Below are 20,781 nucleotides of genomic sequence, written 5' to 3'. Positions count from 1 at the left end.
AGGAGCGCGCCCGCATGGCCAAATTCTTTATTGACCGCCCGATCTTCGCCTGGGTGATCGCACTGTTCGTCCTGGTGATGGGCGGTGTGGCAATTACCCAGCTGCCGATCTCGCAATATCCGCCGGTGGCACCGCCGGCCATCGTGATCAACGTCGCCTACCCCGGCGCCTCGGCCCAGACGCTCGAGGACAGCGTGCTGTCCGTCATCGAGCGCGAAATGAACGGTTCGCCCGGCCTGATCTACATGGAATCGGTGGCCCAGGCCGACGGCACCGGCACTATCACCGTCAGCTTCCAGGCCGGCACCAACCCCGACCTCGCGCAGGTGGATGTGCAGAACCGGCTCTCTCGTGCCACGCCGCGGCTGCCTGCCGCCGTGACGCAGCAGGGTGTGCGCGTGGACAAGTCGCGCAACAACTTCCTGATGTTCGTGATGCTGTCCTCGGACAACCCCCAGTTCGACCCGGTGGCGCTGGGCGACTACGCCGCGCGCAATGTGGTGCCCGAACTGCAGCGCGTGGTCGGCGTGGGCCAGGCCCAGCTGTTCGGCTCCGAAAACGCCATGCGCATCTGGATCGAACCGGCCAAGCTGCAGGGCTTCAACCTGTCGGCGACCGACGTCAACAACGCCATTCGCGCACAGAACGCCCAGGTGTCGTCCGGCACGCTCGGCGACCTGCCGAACATTCCGGGCCAGGCCATTGCGGCCACCGTGGTGGTGAACGGCCAACTCGCCAACGTCGACCAGTTCAAGAACATCGTGCTGCGCGCCAACCCCGACGGCTCGACCGTGCGGCTGAAGGACGTGGCACGGGTCGAACTCGGCGGCCAGTCGTATGCCACCTCGGCGCGCCTGAACGGCGTGCCGGCGGTCGGCATCGGCGTGCAGCCCTCGCCCAACGGCAACGCGCTGCAGTCGGCCAAGGCGATCCGCGCCAAGATGGCGGAGCTCCAGCGCTTCTTCCCGCAAGGCGTGAAATGGGACATTCCGTACGACAGCTCGCGCTTCGTGCAGATCTCCATCACCGAAGTGGTCAAGACGCTGCTCGAAGCCATTGCGCTGGTGTTCATCGTGATGTTCCTGTTCCTGCAGAACTGGCGCTACACGATCATCCCGACCATCGTGGTGCCGATTGCGCTGCTGGGCACGTTCGCGTCGCTGCTCGCACTGGGCTTCTCGATCAACGTGCTGACCATGTTCGGCATGGTGCTGGTGATCGGTATCGTGGTGGACGACGCCATTGTGGTGGTGGAGAACGTCGAGCGCATCATGAGCGAAGAGGGGCTGTCGCCGCTCGAAGCCACGCGCAAGGCCATGAAGCAGATCTCGGGCGCCATCATCGGCGTGACCGTGGTGCTGATCTCGGTGTTCGTGCCGCTGGCGTTCTTCGCGGGCTCCACCGGCAACATCTACCGCCAGTTCTCGGCGGTGATGGTGACCTCGATCGCCTTCTCGGCCTTCATGGCGCTGTCGCTCACGCCGGCGCTGTGCGCCACGCTGCTCAAGCCCGTGGAAGCGGGGCACCACCACGAGAAGCGCGGCTTCTTCGGCTGGTTCAACCGCGGCTTCACGCGCACGGCCAAGGGCTACGAGAGCGTCGTCGCGCGCATTCTGCGGCGTGCCGCGCGCTACCTGATCATCTACCTCGTGATCATCGGCGCGGTGGTGTTCACCTACATGCGCCTGCCGAGCTCGTTCCTGCCGGCGGAAGACCAGGGCAACATCATCGTGAACGTGCAGCTGCCGCCGGGCGCCACGCAAGAGCGTGCGCTGTCGGTCATGCAGCAGGTCGAAGGCTTCATCCTGAAGCAACCCGAAGTGCAGAGCATGGTGGGCGTGATGGGCTTCAGCTTCTCGGGCCAGGGCCAGAACGCAGGCCTCGCCTTCGTGACGCTCAAGGATTGGGACGAACGCAAGGACCCGGCCCATTCGGCCAGCGCCCTCGCGGGCCGCGCCTTCGGTGCGCTTTCGGGCATTCGCGACGCGTTCATCTATCCGCTGAGCCCGCCGCCCATTCCTGAACTGGGCAATGCCAGCGGTTTCAGCTTCCGCTTGCAAGACCGTTCGGGTGCCGGCCACGACGCGCTCATCAACGCACGCAACCAGCTCCTGGGCATGGCCGGGCAGAGCAAGATCCTGGCGCAGGTTCGCCCTGACGGCCTGGAAGACGCGCCGCAGCTGCAGATCGACATCGACCGCGACAAGGCCAGTGCGCTGGGCGTGACGTTCGACGCGATCAACGCCACGCTGTCGACGGGCCTGGGCTCGAGCTACATCAACGACTTTCCGAACCGCGGCCGCCTGCAGCGGGTGGTGGTGCAAGCCGATGCGCCGGCCCGGATGCAGCCCGACGACCTGCTGAAGCTGAACGCCAGCAACACGCAGGGCCAGCCGGTGCCGCTGTCGGCCTTCGCGACCACCAAGTGGGTCACGGGCGCCACGCAGACGGTGCGCTACAACGGCTATCCGGCGATCCGCATCAGCGGCGACGCCGCCCCGGGCTACAGCACGGGTGCCGCCATGGCCGAGATGGAAAAGCTCGCGGCGCAACTGCCGCAAGGCTTCGGCTTCGAGTGGACGGGCCAGTCGCGCGAAGAAAAGCTCGCGGGTTCGCAGGCGATCATCCTGTACGGCTTCGCGATCCTGGCGGTGTTCCTATGCCTGGCCGCGCTGTACGAGAGCTGGTCGATCCCGCTGTCGGTCATTCTGGTGGTGCCGCTCGGCGTGCTGGGCGTGCTGCTGGCAACGATGCTGCGCGCCTATTCGAACGACGTGTACTTCCAGGTGGGCCTGATCACCATCATCGGCCTCTCGGCGAAGAATGCGATTCTGATCATCGAGTTTGCGAAAGACCTGCAGGCGCAGGGCAAGGGCATCATCGAATCGGCACTGGCGGCCGCCCACCTGCGGTTCCGCCCGATCATCATGACCTCGCTGGCTTTCGGCCTGGGCGTGGTGCCGCTGGCCATCGCCTCGGGCGCGGGCTCGGCGAGCCAGCGCGCCATCGGCACCGGCGTGCTCGGCGGCATGGTCACGGGCACGATCCTGGCCGTGATCTTCGTGCCGGTGTTCTTCGTGGTGGTGCGCACGCTGTTCAAGGGCAGCGCGCGCCAGCATGAGGCCGACAAGCGGCATGCGGAGGCCGCCGGCATCACGGAGGAAAAGACACATGACTAAGAAACTGATTCCCACGGCCTTGGCCGCGGCCATGCTGCTGGCCGGCTGCTCGCTGATTCCGACCTACGAGCGCCCCGCGGCGCCGGTGCCCACCACCTTTCCGGGCGATCCGGCGCAGCCGGGCGGCCAGGCCGCGGCCGCCCTGCCCTGGCAGGACTTCTTCACCGACCCGCGGCTGGCCGGCCTGATCGAAACCGCGCTTGCCAACAACCGCGACCTGCGGGTGTCGGTGCTCAACATCGAGCAGGCGCGTGCGCAATTCCAGATCGAGCGCTCGGCCTTGTTCCCGGCGCTGGGCCTCAGCGGCAGCGGTTCGCGCTCGAGCCCCAACCCGTACCAGGCCTTCGACAGCAGCGCGGGCAGCGTGTCGTCGCAATACAGCGTGAACCTGGGCATCACGGCCTGGGAACTCGACTTCTTCGGACGCATCCGCAGCCTGAAGGACCAGGCGCTGGCGCAATACCTCGCCACCGACGAAACGCGCAAGGCCGCGCAGATCAGCCTGATCGCGGCCGTGGCCACCGGCTGGCTCACGCTGATTGCCGACGACGAACTGCTCGAGCTCACGCGCCAGACGATGGTCACGCGCGAAGAATCGGTACGCCTGACCAAGCTGCGCTTCGACAACGGCGTGTCGTCGGAGCTCGACTTTCAAGCGGCGAACTCGCTCGCCGAAACCGCGCGCGCTTCGTACGCGCAGCAGCTGCGCACGCGCCAGCAGGACGAGAACGCACTCGCCCTGCTGCTGGGTGCACCGGTACCGGTGCAAGCCACCGCCGGCGGCGCCAAGGGCTTGGACGGCATCAAGCCGATGCCGGACGTGCCCGCCGGCCTGCCCTCCGACCTGCTGGCCGAACGGCCCGACATCCGCTCGGCGGAGCAGCAGCTGATTGCCGCCAACGCCAACATCGGCGCGGCGCGGGCGAACTTCTTTCCGCGCGTCTCGCTGACCACCTCGCTCGGCACCGCGAGCAGCGAGTTCTCGGGCCTGTTCGACCGCGGCTCCAGGGCCTGGTCGTTCGCGCCGACAGTCACGCTGCCCATCTTCGATGCGGGCCGCAACAGGGCCACGCTCGATTCAGCCAACGCCGGGCGCGAGATTGCCGTGGCCCAGTACGAAAAGTCGATCCAGACCGCGTTCCGCGAAGTGGCCGACGCGCTGGCCGGCCGCGCCACGCTGGGCGAGCAGGTGCGTGCGCAGCGCGCGCAGGCCGAGGCCGAGGCGGTGCGCTTCAGGCTCTCCGACATGCGCTACCGCAACGGCATTGCCAGCGCGCTCGATCTGCTGGACGCACAACGCTCGTTGTACACGGCGCAGCAATCGGCCGTGACCACGCGGCTGTTGCAGCTGCAAAACCAGGTCACGCTCTACAAGACGCTGGGCGGCGGCTGGGCGAAGGCTGGTTGACGCCCCCCGAAGCGCCTTCGGCGCCTCCCCCCACTGGGGGGCGCACCCGGCGGCCCGGCAAAGCCGGTTCCGCGGGTGCGCTGGGCTGAGCTCGTTGCATTGAAGCATCGCGGAGCGGCCTTCCGTCCTTTGGGCGGAGGGCCTCTCTATAATCGCCGGTTGATTCGAAAAAGCCCCCCGACGAGCCCCCGTTATTGAGGACGCCAATGAGCGCAGACCCGCACTACCAGGCCACAGAAGACGCCCACACCGGCCCGATCAAGAACCCGAAGCAACTGCTGCTCGCGGTATTTTTCTCCTTCCTTGCCCCCATCCTGATCATCGTGGGCCTTGTGGCCTATGTGGTTTCGGGCAACAAGCCCGCCGGCACCGCCGAGGGCGACAACATGGCGCTCTACGGCGTGTCGCAGGATGCGCGCAACCGCGAAGTGGCCGAACGGCTCAAGAAGGTCGGCGCCATCGAGATTCGCGACGCCAACCGTCCGCTCGCAGCCGGCGACGCCGTTTTCAAGGCCCAGTGCGCCGCCTGCCACGGCGCTCCCGGCATTCCCGGCGCGCCTCATCTGAACGACGCCGCAGCCTGGGGCCCGCGCATCGGCCAGGGCTACGAAACGCTGCTCGACCATGCGCTGCATGGCAAGGGCGCGATGCCGCCCCAGGGTGGCGGCGACTTCGAAGACCTCGAAATCGGCCGCGCCGTGGTCTACATGGCCAATGCCGGCGGCGCCAAGTTCCCGGTGCCCGACCGTCCGGCCGCGGCAGCGGCCCCCGCGGATGGCGCCGCTTCGGCTGCCGCGCCGGCTGCGAGCGCAAGCAAGTAGACCGGGGCTCCGCCCCAACGACAAAGCCGGCCTCGCGCCGGCTTTTTCATGCGCCGCGTGGTGGCCGGTTACGGTTTGGATGGCGCCGCAGGCTGGCGCGCCGCCGGGCTCAGCACATGGCCGAAGCGCTGGGGCAGATCGCTGGAGCGCACCGGTTCGGGCGTCCACAGGCCTTGCTCGATGGCCTCAGCCGCCAGGCCCACGTCCTGCGTATGAACCAGCCCGAGCCCGATGGGAGCGACCAGGTAGAGGCGACCCTCCTCGTCGAGCAGGCACCCCGACACATCGGCCGCCTGCCCCGAATGGGCGGTGACGGCAAACCCCTTCTCATCGGCAATGCGCCAAACGAAAGGCGCAAGCTCGAGTTCGACATAAACGCGCTGCGGTCCGTTCTGGAAGAACCACTGGCCTTCGCCGTCGTGGTCGTAGTTGCGGTGGATGAAGTCGATCAGCTTGTCGTGCCGCAGCATCGAGCCCTTCGCGGCCGGGAACGGACCTTCGGCCTGCGTGCGGTCGTCGCGCATGTACCAGTTGCCGCGGGCGTCGAGGCCGAGCCAGCCGTAGCAGTGCGGCACGTTGGGCCACTTGGCGAGCGCCTGTTTAACGATGTCGTCCATGAAAGCTATTCTGCGCGCCCGGGCGGCCGTCAAGGCTAGGCGAATTGCCTGAGCCAGCTACCGACGCTCTCCGGCATGCCGCGCACATGGCCCGGCGGCGGGCCGAGCGGAAAACCCACATGGCCGCCGTGCGCGGGCTGCCACAGCGTGACGTGCGGGCCGACCTCGCCCGGCCCGGGCAGGCTGCGGGCCGGAATGAAGGGGTCGTTGAGCGCATTCACCACCAGCGTGGGCACACGGATCGCGCTCAGGTGCGGCTTGGACGAGCCCCGCGCCCAGTAGTCGTCGGTATTGCGAAAGCCGTGCAGCGGCGCGGTGAACACGTCGTCGAAGGTGTAGAGATCCCGCGCCGCCAGCAGCCGCTCGCGGTCGAACAGGCCTGGAAACTGCGCCAGCTTGGCCAGCGCCTTGGGCTTCATGGTGGCTAGGAACATGCGCGTATAGACCAGCCGGTTGAAGCCGCGGCCGATCGCCTCGCCGCCGGCCGCGAGATCCAGCGGCGCAGACACCGAAGCCACCGCACTCACCGAATCGAGGGCCGTATGGCCGGCTTCGCAGGCCCAGCGCAGCAGCGCATTGCCGCCCAGCGAAACGCCGGCAGCCAGCACCGGGCCGCCACCCCGTAGTGCCTGCTGTTCGCGCATGCGCCGCAGGATCCAGTCGATTTCTTCGTAGTCGCCCGAGTGGTAGGCGCGCGGCGCCAGGTTCAGTTCGCCGCTGCAGCCCCGGAAGTGCGGCACGGCAAAGGCCATGCCCTGCGCGGCTGCAAAGGCCGCGAACGCTTCCGCATAGTGGCTGCGCGACGAGCCCTCCAGCCCGTGGAACAGCACCAGCAGCGGCCGCGGGCCCGGCAAGGCGGCGTCGACGAAATCGACATCGATGAAGTCGCCGTCGGGCGTGTTCCAGCGTTCGCGGCGATACACCGGTGCCGTCCCGTCGAAGCGGCGCGCATACAGCGCCGCCCAGATGGTCTGCAGGTTGCCGCCGGGCAGCCAGGGCGGCGCCGCATAGCCCATCGCTGAAAGTGGGGAGGGGACGTCGGCGGGCATCGGTCAGTGCAGGGTCTGGGGCGGGTCGTTCGCCTCGGCGGGCTCCCGCGCGCTGCCGGGGCTCGCATGGTGCGCCACCATGCGCCAGCCTTCGGCGGTCTTGTGATAGACGTTGGTGGCCAGCACGAAGGCATGCTTCGGCCCCTCGGCCGTGAGCACCTCGATGCGCTCCAGCACGTTGTGCACCGCACTTGCGAGCGACTCGATCTTGCGCACCCGCGCCGGCATCGCGTGAATGGCGCCGTTGGAGAACATCTGCTCGAACGCCGCCCGGATCGCCGTGGCGCCGACCAGGCGGGGGCCGCCGGGATGCACGCAGAACACCTCGTCCTCGTCGGCCCAGCACGCCATCAGGGCATCGATGTCGCCGCGCTGCAGCGCTTCATAGAAGGCCGTTTCGATGTCGTCGGCAGTGCCGCCGATGGCCACGGCGGCACGGAGTGGGGTCTTGGGCATGGCGTGATTTTGCCGCGCGATCGGTGACGCGGGCGCTGCACCGCTTTGGCCTTGCCGCGCACCGCGCGGCGGCAATCCGGGCGTTCGCTTGCTCCGTTTTGGACCAAATGGTCAAAACAAAAGCTCTGCAAACAGCCAAGTCGTTGATTTGGAACGACTTCCTGACTTGGCACGCGCCATGCATAGGACCTTGCGACCCCGCAACAGGAGCTTCTGCATGAACGTTGGCATCTTCATTCCCATCGGCAACAACGGCTGGCTGCTGTCCGAGAACGCGCCGCAGTACAAGCCCAGTTTCGAGCTCAACAAAGAGATCACGCTGGCGGCCGAGCGCTACGGCGTGGACTTCGTGCTGTCCATGATCAAGCTGCGCGGCTTCGGCGGCAAGACCGAGTTCTGGGACCACAACCTCGAGTCGTTCACGCTCATGGCCGGGCTCGCGGCCGTCACCACGAAGATCAAGCTCTTTGCCACCGCGGCCTCGCTGGTGATGCCGCCGGCCATCGTCGCGCGCATGGCATCGACCATCGACTCGATCTCCAACGGCCGCTTTGGCCTCAACCTTGTCACCGGCTGGCAGCGGCCCGAGTATTCGCAGATGGGCATGTGGCCCGGCGACCAGTTCTTCGGCACGCGCTACCAGTACCTGTCCGAATACATCCAGGTGCTGCGCGACCTCTGGGGCACCGGTCAGTCGGATTTCAAGGGTGCGCACTTCCAGATGGAAGACTGCCGCCTGAGCCCGCGCCCGCAGGCCGACATGAAAGTGATCTGCGCGGGCCAGAGCGATGCGGGCATGGATTTTTCCGCGAAGTACGCCGACTACAACTTCTGCTTCGGCAAGGGCGTGAACACGCCCAAGGCCTTCGCTCCCGCGGCCGAGAAGCTCATCGAGGCCACGCAGAAGACCGGCCGCCGTGTCACCACTTACGTGCTGATGATGGTGATTGCCGGCGAAACCGACGAAGCCGCGCGCGCCAAGTGGGAGCACTACAAGGCCGGCGCCGACCACGACGCCATTGCCTGGCTGGGCCAGCAGGGCGCGGCCGACACCAGGTCGGGCGCCGACACCAACGTGCGCCAGATGAGCGATCCGACCTCGGCCGTCAACATCAACATGGGCACGCTGGTCGGCTCCTACGCCACCGTTGCGCGCCTCCTTGACGAAATGGCCGAGGTGCCGGGCACCGAAGGCGTGCTGCTGACCTTCGACGACTTCGTGCAGGGCATCGAAGCCTTCGGCGAACGCATCCAGCCGCTGATGAAGAGCCGCGCGCACGTGCAGAGCCCCGTGCCGTCGCAAGCCGAACCCGAGCGCCTCGTGGCCTGAAAGGAAACCCGCATGGCCACGCCCGCACGCAACACCACGCTCACCTCGACCACGCCCGTCGGCGCGCCGCGACCGCCCGGTGCACCCGCACCGAGGGTGCTGCCCGCCCGGCCGGAGCCGCTGGCGCTGCATGCCACCGATTCAGCGCTGATCGTGGTCGACATGCAGAACGCCTATGCATCCATCGGCGGCTATGTCGACTCGGCCGGCTTCGACATTTCCGGCGCGCAGGGGACCATTGCCAACATCGTGCGCACCATTGCGGCGGCGCGCGCGGCGGGCATGCTCGTGGTGTTTCTGCAGAACGGCTGGGACTCTGCCTACGTCGAAGCCGGCGGGCCGGGCTCGCCCAACTGGCACAAGTCGAACGCACTCAAGACCATGCGCGCCAAGCCCGAGCTCGCGGGCAAGTTCCTCGCCAAAGGCGGATGGGACTACGAGCTCATCGCCGAGATGAAGCCGCAGCCCGGCGACATCGTGGTGCCCAAGACGCGCTACAGCGGCTTCTTCAACAGCGCGCTCGACAGCACGCTGCGCGCGCGCGGCATCCGCCACCTGGTGTTCACCGGCATTGCGACCAACGTATGCGTCGAGTCCACGCTGCGCGATGCCTTTCACCTCGAGTACTTTGCGGTGATGCTCGAAGACGCGACGCACGAACTGGGCGGTGCGGCCATACAGAAAGCCTCGGTCTACAACGTCGAGACCTTCTTCGGCTGGGTTTCCACGGTGGACCAGTTCTGCGCAACGTTTGCACCGGAGCTCGCCGCCGCCCCATCCGTTCCGGCCGAAGCGGCCGCCATTGCCTGATCTTTATCAAAGGAGCCCGTCCTCATGCCCAAGCAAGCCATCATCCCGGCCGGAACCACCACGCCGATCGCGCCCTTCGTGCCCGGCACCATGGCCGACGGCATCGTCTACGTGTCGGGCACGCTGCCCTTCGACAAGGACAACAACGTGGTGCACGTGGGCGATGCCTCGGCGCAGACGCGCCATGTGCTCGAGACGATTCAGCGTGTGATCGCGACCGCCGGGGGCACCATGGACGACGTGACCTTCAACATGATCATGATCAAGGACTGGGCCGACTACGCGAAAGTCAACGCTGTGTACGCCGAGTTCTTTCCGGGCACCAAACCCGCGCGCTACTGCATCCAGTGCGGTTTGGTAAAGCCCGACGCGCTGGTCGAGATCGCCTCGATCGCCCACGTCGGCAACAAGGCCTGATGAGCATGCCGCTGCACTACGAAGTGCACGGGCCGGCCGACGGCGAGGCGGTGCTGCTGTCGTCGGGCCTCGGCGGTTCGGCCGCCTTCTGGCAGCCGCAGATCGGCGCGCTCGTCGCAGCGGGCCATCGCGTGATTGCATACGACCAGCGCGGAACAGGCCGCAGCCCCGCCGCGCTGAATGCGGGCTACGCCATTGCCGACATGGCGCGCGACGTGGTGCAGATTCTCGACGCCACGTCGACACCGCGCTGCCACCTGGTGGGCCACGCGCTCGGCGGGCTGGTCGGCCTCCAGCTTGCGCTCGACGAGCCCTCGCGCGTGGCCAGCCTGGTGCTTGTCAATGCGTGGTCGAAACCCAACCCGCATTCGGCGCGCTGCTTCGATGCGCGGCTTGCGCTGCTCGGCGCCTGCGGCCCGCGCGCGTATGTGGAAGCGCAGCCGATCTTCCTGTACCCCGCGGCCTGGTGCGCGGAACATGCGCAGCGCGTGGCCGACGAGGTCGATCATGCATTTGCGCACTTCCCCGGAGAAGCCAACATGCGCGCACGCATCGGCGCGCTGCGCACCTTCGACATCGACGCGCAGCTTGGCGACATCACCGCACCCACGCTGGTGGCCGCCGCCATGGACGACGCACTGGTGCCGTGGACCTGCTCCCAGCATCTGGCCGACGGCCTGCGCGACGTGACGCTCCACTTCATGCCGCACGGCGGCCACGCGCACAGCGTGACCGAAGCCGACGCCTTCAACCGCAGCCTGCTCGACTTCCTTTCCCGGATCAGCGCACCCGGCGTTCTCGCATGACCACCACCACTTCAGCACTCGACGACACCGCACTGGCACTTCTTTTCACCGAAGCGCGCAGCCACAACGGCTGGACCGCCGAGCCCGTGACCGACGCGCAGATCCGGCAGATCTATGCGCTCGCCCGCATGGGCCCGACCTCGGCCAACTGTTCGCCCGCACGCTTCGTGTTCGTTCGCACTCCGGAGGGCAAGCAGCGCCTGGCGCCTGCGCTTTCCAAGGGCAACCTGGACAAGACCATGGCGGCACCGGTCACGGTGATCGCGGCGTGGGACCGCAAGTTCTACGACAAACTGCCCGTGCTGTTTCCGCATACCGATGCGCGCAGCTGGTTCACCGGCAGCCCCGAGGCCGCGCATGAGACCGCCTTTCGCAACGCCAGCCTGCAGGCGGGCTACCTGCTGCTGGCCGCCCGCGCGGTGGGTCTCGATGCAGGCCCGATGTCGGGCTTCGACAAGGCGAAGGTGGATGCCGCGTTCTTCGAGTGCACCGACTGGAGCACCAACTTCCTGATCAACCTCGGCCATGGCGATCCGGGCAAGGTATTCGGCCGCCTGCCGCGGCTGGACTTCGAAGAAGCCTGCATCCTGGCCTGAAACCATTCCGGAAATCTCTCCCATGCTGCTGAACGCAATGGCTTCCAACCACGCCGCGCCGAGCGGCGCACTGCCCAAGGCGGACTACCGCAACGCGATGGCCCGGCTGGGCGCGGCGGTCAACATCATCACCACCGACGGAGCCGCGGGCCGCGCCGGCTTCACCGCTTCGGCCGTGTGCAGCGTGACCGACGAGCCGCCCATGCTGCTGGTGTGCCTGAACCGTTCGGCCTCGGTGTATCCCGCGTTCACGGCGAACGGCGTGCTCTGCGTGAATGTGCTGGCTGCGGGCCATCAGGCGCTTTCGGGCCTGTTTGGCGGCAAGACGCCGATGGACGAGCGCTTTGCCGCGGGCCGCTGGAGCCGCAAGGCCACGGGGTCGCCGGTGCTCGACGACGCGGCCGCATCTTTCGACTGCCGCGTGGTGCGGGCCACGAGTGCGGGTACACATGACGTGCTGTTCTGCGAGGCGTTGGCCATTGCCATGGGCGGGGCGGCGCAGAGCCTGATCTATTTCGATCGGCGCTATCACGAGATCGCGGCGGCGCCGCATTGACCTGGTCTTGTCCCCTCTCCCCGTCTTGTCCCCTCTCCCTCCGGGAGAGGGCTAGGGTGAGGGCAGCGGCGCTTGCAAACGCAGCGCATTTTCGAACGCCGCCGGCCCTCACCCCCGCCCTCTCCCGGAGGGAGAGGGAGCAAATCCGATCACCCCGGCTTGATAGCTCGCTAACGCGGCGCAATCCCCTGTAGCACGATGCGCTGCACGTTCTCCACCGTCTGCTCGAAGAACGCCGCATCTTCGAGCGTATGCCCCGTCAGCGCCTGCACCTGCACGCCGAAATCCGCATAGTGCTGCGTGACGGCCCAGAGCGCGAAGATCAGGTGATGCGGATCGATCGGCGCGAGCTTGCCGGACGCGATCCACGAACGGATGACTTCCGACTTTCGCTCCACCAGCGTGCGCAGTTCGCGGTCGAGCTCGTCGCGCAACAGCGGCGCACCCTGGATCATCTCGAGGCAGAAGAGGCGCGATGCATCCGGCCGGTCGCGCGAGACCACGAGCTTGCGGCGGATGTAGTCGCCGATGGCTTCGCCCGGGTCCTGCTCGGCGCTGAAGCCGCGCAGCGGTTCGAGCCACAGCGCGAGCAGGTCGCGCAGCACGTTGACGTACAGCTCCTCCTTGTTCGCAAAGTAATAGAGCAGGTTGCTCTTCGACACATCGGCGCGCGCCGCCACCTGGTCGATGGAAGTGCCGTGCAGCCCGAAGCGCGAGAACAGGCCCAGCGCGGCGCCGAGGATGGCGCTGCGCTTGTCCTCTATCTGTCGCAGCCTGCGGCTCACCGCCGAGGCGCTGCGCACCGTGGGTTTCGCGCGCTTGCGCACCGGGCTCTTCACAGCGCTCTTGGCCGGGGTCTTCTTTGTGCTGCTGGCTACGGCCAGCGCCTTGGTCTTCGGCATCTTCCCTCGCTTCTCGATTGACAGGCTCTTCTTTCAACGCGCACCACTGTAAGGCCGCGGTGCATCGCGTTGCACCGGGCGGGCCTTCCCGCACGCGAGGCGCGCACCATGCTGACGCGACAAAAGCGTTTTGTCCATTTGGTCCAACTGGCACAGACGTTGCATGGCGAAAGGCATGCCAAGCACGAGGACCGACACATGACCACACTGCTGTCCGTACCCATCATCGATCTCGCGCCTTACTTCGCCGGCACGGCTGAAGGCAAGGCTGAGGTCGCAAAGAAGGTCGACGAGGCCTGCCGCAGCATCGGCTTTCTCGTCGTCACCCACCACGGCATTCCCGCCGAACTGATCGCGCGCGTGTCGCAGCTCTCGCGCCGGTTCTTCGACATGCCGCTGGCCGAGAAGCGCAAGGTCGACCGGCCGCGCGAAGACGCGGTGCGCGGCTACAGCGCGGTCGGCGAGGAAGGGCTTTCGTACAGCCTGGAAGAGGCCGCGCCCGGCGACCTGAAGGAATCGTTTTCCATCGGCCCTTCGAACGTGCCGCAGGACGACTACCACCGCGGCCCCGCCGCCGGCCCGCACTTCGAGCCCAACAGCTGGCCGCCGATCGACGGCTTCCGCGAAGCGTATGAAAGCTACTTCGAGGCTATGAGCGATCTTTCGCGTTCGCTGATGCGCATCTTCGCGCTCGGGCTTGCGCTGCCCGAGACCTTCTTCGACGACAAGATCGACAAGCACATCAGCATGTTCCGCGTGCTGAGCTATCCGCCGCAGCGCGAGCAGCCGCTGCCGGGCCAACTGCGCGCGGGTGCGCACAGCGACTACGGCAGCCTCACCATCGTGCTGCCCGACGACAAGGGCCTGCAGGTGTTCAACAAGGCGGGCCAGTGGATCGACGTGCCGCAGGTGGAAGGCGGCCTGGTGGTCAACATTGCCGACCTGATGATGCAGTGGACCAACGACCAGTGGGTGTCGACCTTGCACCGCGTCGTCAACCCTCCGTTCGAAGTGGCAAGCACCAACCGCCGCCAGTCGCTGGTGTTCTTTCACCAGCCCAATTACGACGCGATGGTCGAGTGCCTGCCGAGTTGCCTCGCGCCGGGCGAGCAACCGAAGTACGCGCCCATTTCGTCGGGCGACCATTTGACCTCCAAGTTTGTGAAGCAGACGACCTTCGGCGGCACCAAGGCTGTGGCTTGAGCATGCCCCATCTCTCCTACGTCAACGTCTTCGCCAAAGACGTGGTCGCGCTCAGCGGCTTCTACCAGCGCGTGTTCGGCTTTGCCGAGATCGAGGCCATCCGCTCACCGATCTTCCGCGGACTCGACACCGGCAAGTCGAGCCTCGGCTTCAACGCGCTCGATGCCTACGAGCTGCTGCAGTTGTCCGAGTTCTCCGACACGCGCGGCGTGAAGTTCCTGCTGAACATCGATGTCGACAGCAAGGGCGATGTCGACCGCATGGTGCCCATCGCGCTCGGGGCCGGCGCCACGCTGGTGAAGCCGCCGTACGTCACCTACTACAACTGGTACCAGTCGGTGCTGCTCGATCCCGAGGGCAATGTGTTTCGCATCAACTTCATGATGTGACGCGCGCGGCACCTCTCCCCTTTTCCTTCTGCCACCTCCCATGCTTCCCACGAAAGGTCGCTCCATGCTGCGCACACCCTCTACCGGCTTCCTCGGCCTTGCACTGACGCTCGCGGCCGGCGGCGCGTTCTTCACGCTGCCCGCCGCGGCCGCCGACGGCTTCACGCTCAAGGACAAGCCGAAGATCGCAATGCTCTACTTCGGCCCGAAGAACGACGGTGGCTGGACGCAGGCCTTCGACGAAGCGCGCGTGAAGATCGAGAAGGAAATCGGCCAGAAGATCCAGTTCGTCGAGAACGTGCCCGAGGACGCATCGGCCATCAAGCCCGCGGCCGAGAAGTTCATCCAGCGCGGCGCCAACATCGTGATCGGCACGGCCTTCGGCTACTCGGACAGCTTCAAGGACCTGGCCGCCAAGTACCCTGACGTGGCCTTTCTCAACGGCTCGGGCACCACCAACGGCAGCAACCTCGAATCGTTCTACGGCCGCACCTACGAGAGCCAGTACCTCTGCGGGATGGCCGCGGGCGCGGCCTCCAAGACCGGCAAGCTCGGCTTCGTCGCGGCCAACCCCTTCGGCGTGGTGAACTGGACCATCAACGCCTTCGCGCTCGGTGCGCAGAAGATGAACCCCAATGCGACCGTCAACGTGATCTACACCGGCGCCTGGAACGACCCCGTGAAGGAGCGCGCCGCCGCGGCCGCGCTGATCGACCAGGGCGCCGACGTGATCGGCCAGCACGTCGACTCGCCCACGCCGCAGATCGTGGCGCAGGAGCGCGGCGTGTACGGCACCGGCCATCACCGCGACCTGCGCCAGTTCGCACCCAGGGCCACGCTGTGCTCGTCGGTGTGGGTGTGGGACCGTTTCCTTTCGCCCGAACTCAAGAAGATCATGGCCGGCAAATGGAAGCCCGGCCAGTACGGCGCCTTCATCGAGATGAAGGACGGCGGCACCGATATTGCGGGCTTCGGCCCTGCGGTGCCCAAGGACAAGGCCGCGCAGATCACCGCCGAGCGCGACGCGATCATCAAGGGCAAGCAGGTCTACGCCGGCCCGCTCGCCGACCGCGACGGCAAGGAGCGCGTGGCCAAGGGCGCGGTGCTGTCGGATGCGGACCTCTGGAAGATGGACTGGTTCGTCAAGGGCGTGGTCACGCAGAAGTAAAAAGAGAAGCAAGGCGATCCGACGTGCCCAACGCGCTCGAACTCACCGGCATCCGCAAGACCTTCGACGGTTTTGCGGCGCTGACCGACGCGCATTTTTCGGCGCGCTGGGGCGAGGTGCATGCGCTCCTGGGCGAAAACGGCGCGGGCAAGTCGTCGCTGATGAACATCGCGGCCGGGCTCTATGCGCCCGAAGCCGGCCAGCTGCTGGTCGACGACAACGTGGTGCGCTTTGCCGGACCGCGCGATGCGGCCAGGCACCGCATCGGCATGGTTCACCAGCATTTCAAGCTGGTGCGGCCGTTCACGGTGGCAGAGAACATCCTGCTCACCGCGCCGCCGCCGGCCGGATTTCAAAGCCACGGGGAACGCCTGCGCGAGATCTCGCGCGACATCCGCAACAAGGCATCGGAGCTGGGCTTCGAGATCGATCCCGCCAAGCGCATCGACACGCTCTCGATTGCCGAGCAGCAGCGCGTTGAAATTCTCAAGGTGCTGCTTGCGGGCGCGCGCATCCTGATTCTCGACGAACCCACCGCGGTGCTCACCGACCAGGAAGCGGCGCGCCTGCTGCAGACGGTGCGGGGCCTCGCACGCGCCGGTGCCGCCGTGGTGCTGGTCACGCACAAGATGGCCGACGTGAAGACCTATGCCGACCGAGTGACGGTGATGCGCGGCGGCCGCACCGTGGCGACGCTGTCGCCGGACACCGCCTCGGTGGCCGAACTCGTGAAGCTCACGGTGGGCGAATCGATTGCGACGCAAGGCTTTCAGTCGGCGAAGTCGCTGCGCGGCCCGGTACGGCTGTCGGTGCGCGGCCTGCGCTTGGCGGCATCGCCGCAGGGCCGCCGCGTCCTGGACGGCGTCGACCTCGAATTGCATGCGGGCGAAATCTACGGCCTGGCCGGTGTCGGCGGCAACGGACAGGGCGAACTGGCCGGCGCGATCATGGGCCTGCCCGATGCCGGCGGGCCGCTCGAAGGCGAGATGCGTCTCGAAGGCCACGGCGACCTCAAGGCCATGAGTGCACCAGCGCGCCGCAACATCGGCATTGCCGCAATACCGGCCGACCGCTACGGGCTGGCGCTCGCCGGCAGCCTCTCGGTGGCCGAGAACTACGCCATCGGCCGCGTACACACGGGCCGCTATGGCCCGGCATGGCACCTGCGGCGCGGCCGCATCGAGGAAGACACGCGGGAAGCGGTGCGCGCCTTCGATGTGCTGGGGGTGCGCTCGGTGGCGCAGAAGGCCGCGCTGCTCTCCGGCGGCAACGCGCAGAAGCTGGTGCTCGCACGAGAGTTCGGCAAGTCGCCCTCGCTGGTGCTCGCGCACAGCCCGAGCCGCGGGCTCGACGTGCGCGCGAGCGCCGAGGTGCACGCGCGCCTGCGCGCCGCGCGCGACGGCGGCGCCGCGGTGCTGCTGATCAGCGAAGACCTCGACGAAGTGCTGCAGCTGGCCGACCGCGTGGGCGTGATGACGCGCGGACGCATTGCCGGCGAGTTCGCGCAGCCGGCCGACCGGCAGGCGATTGGACAGGCGATGGTGGACCATGGTTGATGCGACGCTTGCCGCCATCGCGCAGCCGGCGCATACCGATGCGGATGCCGCTCACCGGGCGCTGCGCCAGCCGCTGGCGCAGCGGCGCTACGCGCTCGAGATCCGCCAGCACATGGGATGGCGCCTGCAGGCGCTGATCCTTGCGGCGGCACTGCTGGTGGGCCTGGCGATTTCCGCCGCCATTCTGGTGGCGGCCGGTGTTCCCGCGGACGAACTTGCCAACGAGTTCGTGATGCAGACTTTTTTCGACGGCCAGAACTTTCGCGCCGTGCTGTTCCAGGCCGCGCCGATGATCCTTGTCGGCCTGGCCGGCTCGCTGGCGTTTCGCGCGCGCTTCTGGAACCTGGGGCTCGAGGGCCAGATGGTCTGGGGCGCCATCGGCGCAACCGCCGTTTCGATGTGGCAGATCGGCCCCGAGCCGCTGCGCCTGCCGCTGATGTTCGCGGCCGCCATCGGCTGCGGACTGCTCTGGGTGCTGGGGCCGGCGTGGCTGAAGATCAGGCTCGGCGTGAACGAAATCATCTCCACGCTGATGCTCAACTACATGGCCGCCAACTTTCTGCTGCACCTGGTCTATGGCAGCTGGAAGGACCCGAAGGACAACTTTCCCTATTCGCCGCAGTTCCGCACCTTCGAACGGCTGCCCGAAATCGGCGCCGGCGTGAGCAGCGCGATCGTTCTGGCAGCCGTGGTCGCGCTCTTTGCATGGTGGCTGGTGGGCGTGAGCCGCGCCGGGCTGTACCTGCGCTTCGTCGATGCCAATCCGCGCGTGGCGCATGCCAACGGCGTGCCAGTGCGCCGCACCATCTACGGCGCGGTGCTGCTGTCGGGTGCGATGGCCGGGCTGGCAGGCTTTGCGGTGGCTTCCGGGCAGGAGGGGCGGCTCACGCAGGCCTTCTACCAAGGGTATGGCTTCTCGGGCATCCTCATTGCCTTTCTGGCGCGCAACAACCCGCTCGCCGCCGCCATGGTGGCGCTGCTGGTGGCGGCGCTGTTCGTCACCGGCCGCAGCCTGCAGGTGTTCTACCAGGTGCCGTTCTCGATGGTGCAGCTGATCCAGGCCATCATCGTGGTGTGCGTGGCGGCCAGCGACTTCTTCATTCGCCACCGGCTGCGGCGCGTGGGCGGGGAACAAGCGCAATGAGCGGAAGCATCGTTCTCAACTGGCTCGCAAGCACGCCCGACTTTGCGGTGCCCTATGCGCTTGCGGCGCTGGGCCTGATCATCAGCGAGCGCGCGGGCGTACTCTCGCTGGGCGCCGAAGGGCTGATGCTCGTGGGCGCGCTCGCGGGCATCGGCGCGCAGATCGCGCTGGGACAGCCGGCCGTGTCGCTGGTGCTTGCGATGCTCGCGGCCAGCGCGGTGTCGCTGCTGTTCGCGGTGATGGTGATCTGGCTGCGCGTGAACCAGGTGATTGCGGGGCTCGCGCTGGTGTTCTTCTGCCAGGGCCTCACGTCGCTGGTCGGCTCGCTGGCCGAATGGACCAACCATGCCACCGACGGCATCGGCTCGATGGCGCTCTGGCCGCTGTCGCTCTTGCCGGGCGCCGGCCGCCTGTTCGAGCAGAACGCGATGGTGTGGCTCACCTTGCCCATCTTCCTTGCGGTGGCCTGGTTTCTCTCGCGCACCTCGGCCGGGCTGCGGCTGCGCGCGGTGGGCGAGAACCCGCAGGCGGCCGATGCCGCCGGCATCCGCGTCACCTTGTGGCGGCTGGGCGCGGTGCTCGCGGGTTCGGCGCTGGTGGGCTTGGCCGGCGCGTACATCTCTGTGGTCAGCACCAAGCTCTGGATCGCGGGCATGACCGGCGGGCGCGGCTGGATCGCCGTCGGGCTGGTGATCTTCGCGCGCTGGTCGCCATGGAAGGCGCTGGTGGGCGCGTTGCTGTTCGGCTGCATCGAGGCGCTCATTCCGCAACTGGCCGCGGCCGGCGTGCAGTTGCCGCAGTACTTCGTGATGATGACGCCCTATGCGGTCACGCTGGGCGTGATGATCTGGGTCGCGCTGGCCCGCCGCGGCGGAGACGACGAGCCGGGCGCGCTCGGCCAGCCCTATGTTCGGGAGGAGCGGCGATGAAGGCCTGGGTCTACGGCGAAGCGCGCGAACTCGGCGCCGCGCAGTTTGCGGACTACCTCGATCCCGCCACCACGGCGGTGGTGTCCATCGACATGCACCGCGGACATCTCGACGACAGCCCCGACTGCCCTTGCCCCGCGCCGCGTGCGCGCGACGTGGTGGCGCCCATCGACAGTTTTCACGACGACGCCCGCGCGCTGGGCGTGCGCATCGTGCACATCAAGTCGGTGCTGCGGCCCGATGGCGTAGATGACATCCGCGGCATTCCGTCCGCGTGGCGGCGTACCTTTCCGCTGCACGTAGGCGCCATACCGAATGCCGACGCGCATGCCGTCGAAGGCTCGCGCTGGACCGAGTGGGTCACGCGCGTCGAGCCCGGCGACATGCGCGTGGAGAACAAGCGCCGGCTGTCGGCCTTCTACCCGACCGACCTCGACTTTCTGCTGCGCAACCAGCGCATCGAAACGGTGGTGCTCAACGGCGGCTTCACCGATTGCTGTGTGCTCAACACCGCGTTCGACGCCAACAACCACAACTACCGCGTGATCGTTCTGCGCGACCTGGTGCGCGGCACCGATGCGCATCTGGAGAGCGCCGCGCTCAGCATGGTGTCGCTGCACCTGGGGCTGGTGCTCGACTCGGCCGAACTGCTGCGTCAGTGGCGCGGCACGGCCGAAGCTTAGGCGGCAAGGCCGAGCCAGCGCCGCACCACGGGCAGCATCTCGCCCTGGGCCGCCTGCCACACCAGCTCCGGCGCGGCCACGTGCACGCCGGGCGGCGCAATGCGCAGGGCCATGTCGACCAGCTCGGCCACCTTGGAGGGGCGCACCGGCTGCTCGCTGCTCGGCACCATGAAGCGCATGATCGACAGCATCCAGGCGGCGAGCCTCTCGGCGAGATTGGCGAAGCTGGCATTCAGCGGCTTGCGCGCCGAGCGCACGAGAATCACGCGCTCGAAACCGCTGGCGACCACGGCGTGCTCGTCGAGGCTCGCGAGGCCGCGCTTGAGCGCCTCGGGCAGGCGGCCCTGGTCGTGCGGCTGCACGATGGCGAGCGTCCGCACGCCGGAGGCGCGCAGCCAGCGCGAGAGCTCGGGCAGGTCGAAAGGTTGCGGCACCCACAGCGCACGTTCGCGGCCGTGGTAGAGCCGGGGCGGGTCGAAGGCGATGACTGCGGTATCGGCCGCGGTCAGCGCCCATTGCGCAATCGGCAGCTCCGGACAGAGGCAGGTTTCGACGCCGCGCATTCCGTCGCGAATCGGTTCGCGCGACAGCACCCGGACCAGGGAAAAACGGTGGTTGCCCGCGAACCGGCGCAGCAGCTCCTGCCCCAGGGCACCCGTCGCGCCCGCGATCAGCAGCGTGCCGGCGGCTGCGGCCGTGGCGGGCAATGCCGCGCGGTTTGCGGCCTGCAGGGCGTGGAGAGGATCGAGGGCCATGGAGCCA

Annotated in this window: 21 protein-coding genes; 16 read left to right on the top strand and 5 right to left on the bottom strand. The window is 67.5% G+C overall.

Annotation, left to right across the window (positions count from 1 at the left end; translation table 11 throughout):
* The first annotated feature begins 14 nt into the window (after positions 1-14).
* From QFZ42_RS27935 to QFZ42_RS27925, 3 genes are all read left to right on the top strand, one after another.
* Positions 15-3,179, top strand: coding sequence for an efflux RND transporter permease subunit (locus QFZ42_RS27935; protein WP_307704074.1), 3,165 nt, complete (start codon positions 15-17; stop codon positions 3,177-3,179).
* Positions 3,172-4,587: an efflux transporter outer membrane subunit gene (locus tag QFZ42_RS27930; RefSeq protein ID WP_307704073.1), complete on the top strand. Its 1,416-nt coding sequence runs from the start codon at positions 3,172-3,174 to the stop codon at positions 4,585-4,587. Before QFZ42_RS27935 ends, QFZ42_RS27930 begins: the two co-directional genes overlap by 8 nt.
* A 206-nt stretch (positions 4,588-4,793) precedes the next feature.
* Complete coding sequence (locus tag QFZ42_RS27925; RefSeq protein WP_307704072.1) at positions 4,794-5,408, top strand: c-type cytochrome; 615 nt, start codon at positions 4,794-4,796, stop codon at positions 5,406-5,408.
* A gap of 68 nt (positions 5,409-5,476) precedes the next feature.
* Here the strand turns inward: QFZ42_RS27925 and QFZ42_RS27920 are convergent, their stop codons facing one another.
* From QFZ42_RS27920 to QFZ42_RS27910, 3 genes are read right to left on the bottom strand one after another with little or no spacing between them, the layout of a single operon-like run.
* Entirely contained in the window at positions 5,477-6,025 is a 549-nt protein-coding gene (locus QFZ42_RS27920) for a DUF2946 family protein (protein WP_307704071.1), read from the bottom strand.
* 35 nt (positions 6,026-6,060) lie between these two features.
* A complete protein-coding gene (locus QFZ42_RS27915; protein WP_307704326.1) occupies positions 6,061-7,041 on the bottom strand; it encodes a YheT family hydrolase in 981 nt (326 codons plus the stop codon).
* Between the two features lie 36 nt (positions 7,042-7,077).
* Positions 7,078-7,530, bottom strand: a complete 453-nt coding sequence (locus tag QFZ42_RS27910) for a YybH family protein (protein ID WP_307704070.1) — start codon at positions 7,528-7,530, stop codon at positions 7,078-7,080.
* Between the two features lie 217 nt (positions 7,531-7,747).
* On the opposite strand from QFZ42_RS27910, the gene rutA reads away from it, so the two are divergent.
* From rutA to rutF, 6 genes are read left to right on the top strand one after another with little or no spacing between them, the layout of a single operon-like run.
* Positions 7,748-8,860 carry a pyrimidine utilization protein A gene (rutA, locus tag QFZ42_RS27905; protein ID WP_307704069.1) on the top strand — a complete coding sequence of 371 codons (1,113 nt, stop codon included), beginning with the start codon at positions 7,748-7,750 and terminating at the stop codon, positions 8,858-8,860.
* Positions 8,861-8,872: 12 nt separating this feature from the next.
* Entirely contained in the window at positions 8,873-9,670 is a 798-nt protein-coding gene (gene rutB / locus QFZ42_RS27900; RefSeq protein WP_307704068.1) for a pyrimidine utilization protein B, read from the top strand.
* A gap of 24 nt (positions 9,671-9,694) precedes the next feature.
* Positions 9,695-10,087 (top strand): pyrimidine utilization protein C, encoded by a 393-nt coding sequence (rutC, locus tag QFZ42_RS27895; protein WP_307704067.1) that lies wholly within the window; start codon positions 9,695-9,697, stop codon positions 10,085-10,087.
* A 5-nt stretch (positions 10,088-10,092) separates the two neighbouring features.
* Positions 10,093-10,893: a pyrimidine utilization protein D gene (rutD, locus tag QFZ42_RS27890; protein ID WP_307704325.1), complete on the top strand. Its 801-nt coding sequence runs from the start codon at positions 10,093-10,095 to the stop codon at positions 10,891-10,893.
* Positions 10,890-11,489 (top strand): malonic semialdehyde reductase, encoded by a 600-nt coding sequence (locus QFZ42_RS27885; protein ID WP_307704066.1) that lies wholly within the window; start codon positions 10,890-10,892, stop codon positions 11,487-11,489. Before rutD ends, QFZ42_RS27885 begins: the two co-directional genes overlap by 4 nt.
* A 22-nt stretch (positions 11,490-11,511) precedes the next feature.
* On the top strand, positions 11,512-12,045 hold the full coding sequence (gene rutF, locus QFZ42_RS27880; RefSeq protein ID WP_307704065.1) for an NADH-dependent FMN reductase RutF: 534 nt from the start codon (positions 11,512-11,514) through the stop codon (positions 12,043-12,045).
* Between the two features lie 170 nt (positions 12,046-12,215).
* Here the strand turns inward: rutF and rutR are convergent, their stop codons facing one another.
* Positions 12,216-12,947 carry an HTH-type transcriptional regulator RutR gene (gene rutR / locus QFZ42_RS27875; RefSeq protein ID WP_307704064.1) on the bottom strand — a complete coding sequence of 244 codons (732 nt, stop codon included), beginning with the start codon at positions 12,945-12,947 and terminating at the stop codon, positions 12,216-12,218.
* 198 nt (positions 12,948-13,145) lie between these two features.
* Here rutR and QFZ42_RS27870 point away from each other — a divergent pair, with 198 nt between their 5' ends.
* From QFZ42_RS27870 to QFZ42_RS27840, 7 genes are all read left to right on the top strand, one after another.
* Positions 13,146-14,150: an isopenicillin N synthase family dioxygenase gene (locus tag QFZ42_RS27870; protein ID WP_307704063.1), complete on the top strand. Its 1,005-nt coding sequence runs from the start codon at positions 13,146-13,148 to the stop codon at positions 14,148-14,150.
* A gap of 2 nt (positions 14,151-14,152) precedes the next feature.
* Entirely contained in the window at positions 14,153-14,539 is a 387-nt protein-coding gene (locus QFZ42_RS27865; RefSeq protein ID WP_307704062.1) for a VOC family protein, read from the top strand.
* Positions 14,540-14,603: 64 nt separating this feature from the next.
* Positions 14,604-15,707: a BMP family ABC transporter substrate-binding protein gene (locus QFZ42_RS27860; RefSeq protein WP_307704061.1), complete on the top strand. Its 1,104-nt coding sequence runs from the start codon at positions 14,604-14,606 to the stop codon at positions 15,705-15,707.
* 23 nt (positions 15,708-15,730) lie between these two features.
* Positions 15,731-17,263, top strand: a complete 1,533-nt coding sequence (locus QFZ42_RS27855; RefSeq protein ID WP_307704060.1) for an ABC transporter ATP-binding protein — start codon at positions 15,731-15,733, stop codon at positions 17,261-17,263.
* Positions 17,256-18,407: an ABC transporter permease gene (locus QFZ42_RS27850; RefSeq protein ID WP_307704059.1), complete on the top strand. Its 1,152-nt coding sequence runs from the start codon at positions 17,256-17,258 to the stop codon at positions 18,405-18,407. Before QFZ42_RS27855 ends, QFZ42_RS27850 begins: the two co-directional genes overlap by 8 nt.
* Positions 18,404-19,336 (top strand): ABC transporter permease, encoded by a 933-nt coding sequence (locus QFZ42_RS27845; protein ID WP_307704058.1) that lies wholly within the window; start codon positions 18,404-18,406, stop codon positions 19,334-19,336. Before QFZ42_RS27850 ends, QFZ42_RS27845 begins: the two co-directional genes overlap by 4 nt.
* Positions 19,333-20,019 (top strand): cysteine hydrolase family protein, encoded by a 687-nt coding sequence (locus tag QFZ42_RS27840; RefSeq protein WP_307704057.1) that lies wholly within the window; start codon positions 19,333-19,335, stop codon positions 20,017-20,019. The genes QFZ42_RS27845 and QFZ42_RS27840 overlap by 4 nt, the downstream gene beginning before the upstream one ends.
* On the opposite strand, the gene QFZ42_RS27835 is transcribed toward QFZ42_RS27840, so the two are convergent.
* Positions 20,016-20,774, bottom strand: coding sequence for a hypothetical protein (locus tag QFZ42_RS27835; protein ID WP_307704056.1), 759 nt, complete (start codon positions 20,772-20,774; stop codon positions 20,016-20,018). The genes QFZ42_RS27840 and QFZ42_RS27835 overlap by 4 nt on opposite strands.
* Positions 20,775-20,781: the final 7 nt, after the last annotated feature.

The organism is Variovorax paradoxus (assembly GCF_030815855.1).
Taxonomy (GTDB): Bacteria; Pseudomonadota; Gammaproteobacteria; order Burkholderiales; family Burkholderiaceae_C; genus Variovorax; species Variovorax paradoxus_M.
Note: the sequence above shows the minus strand (reverse complement) of the source record. Positions and strands in the feature narration are given on the sequence as shown.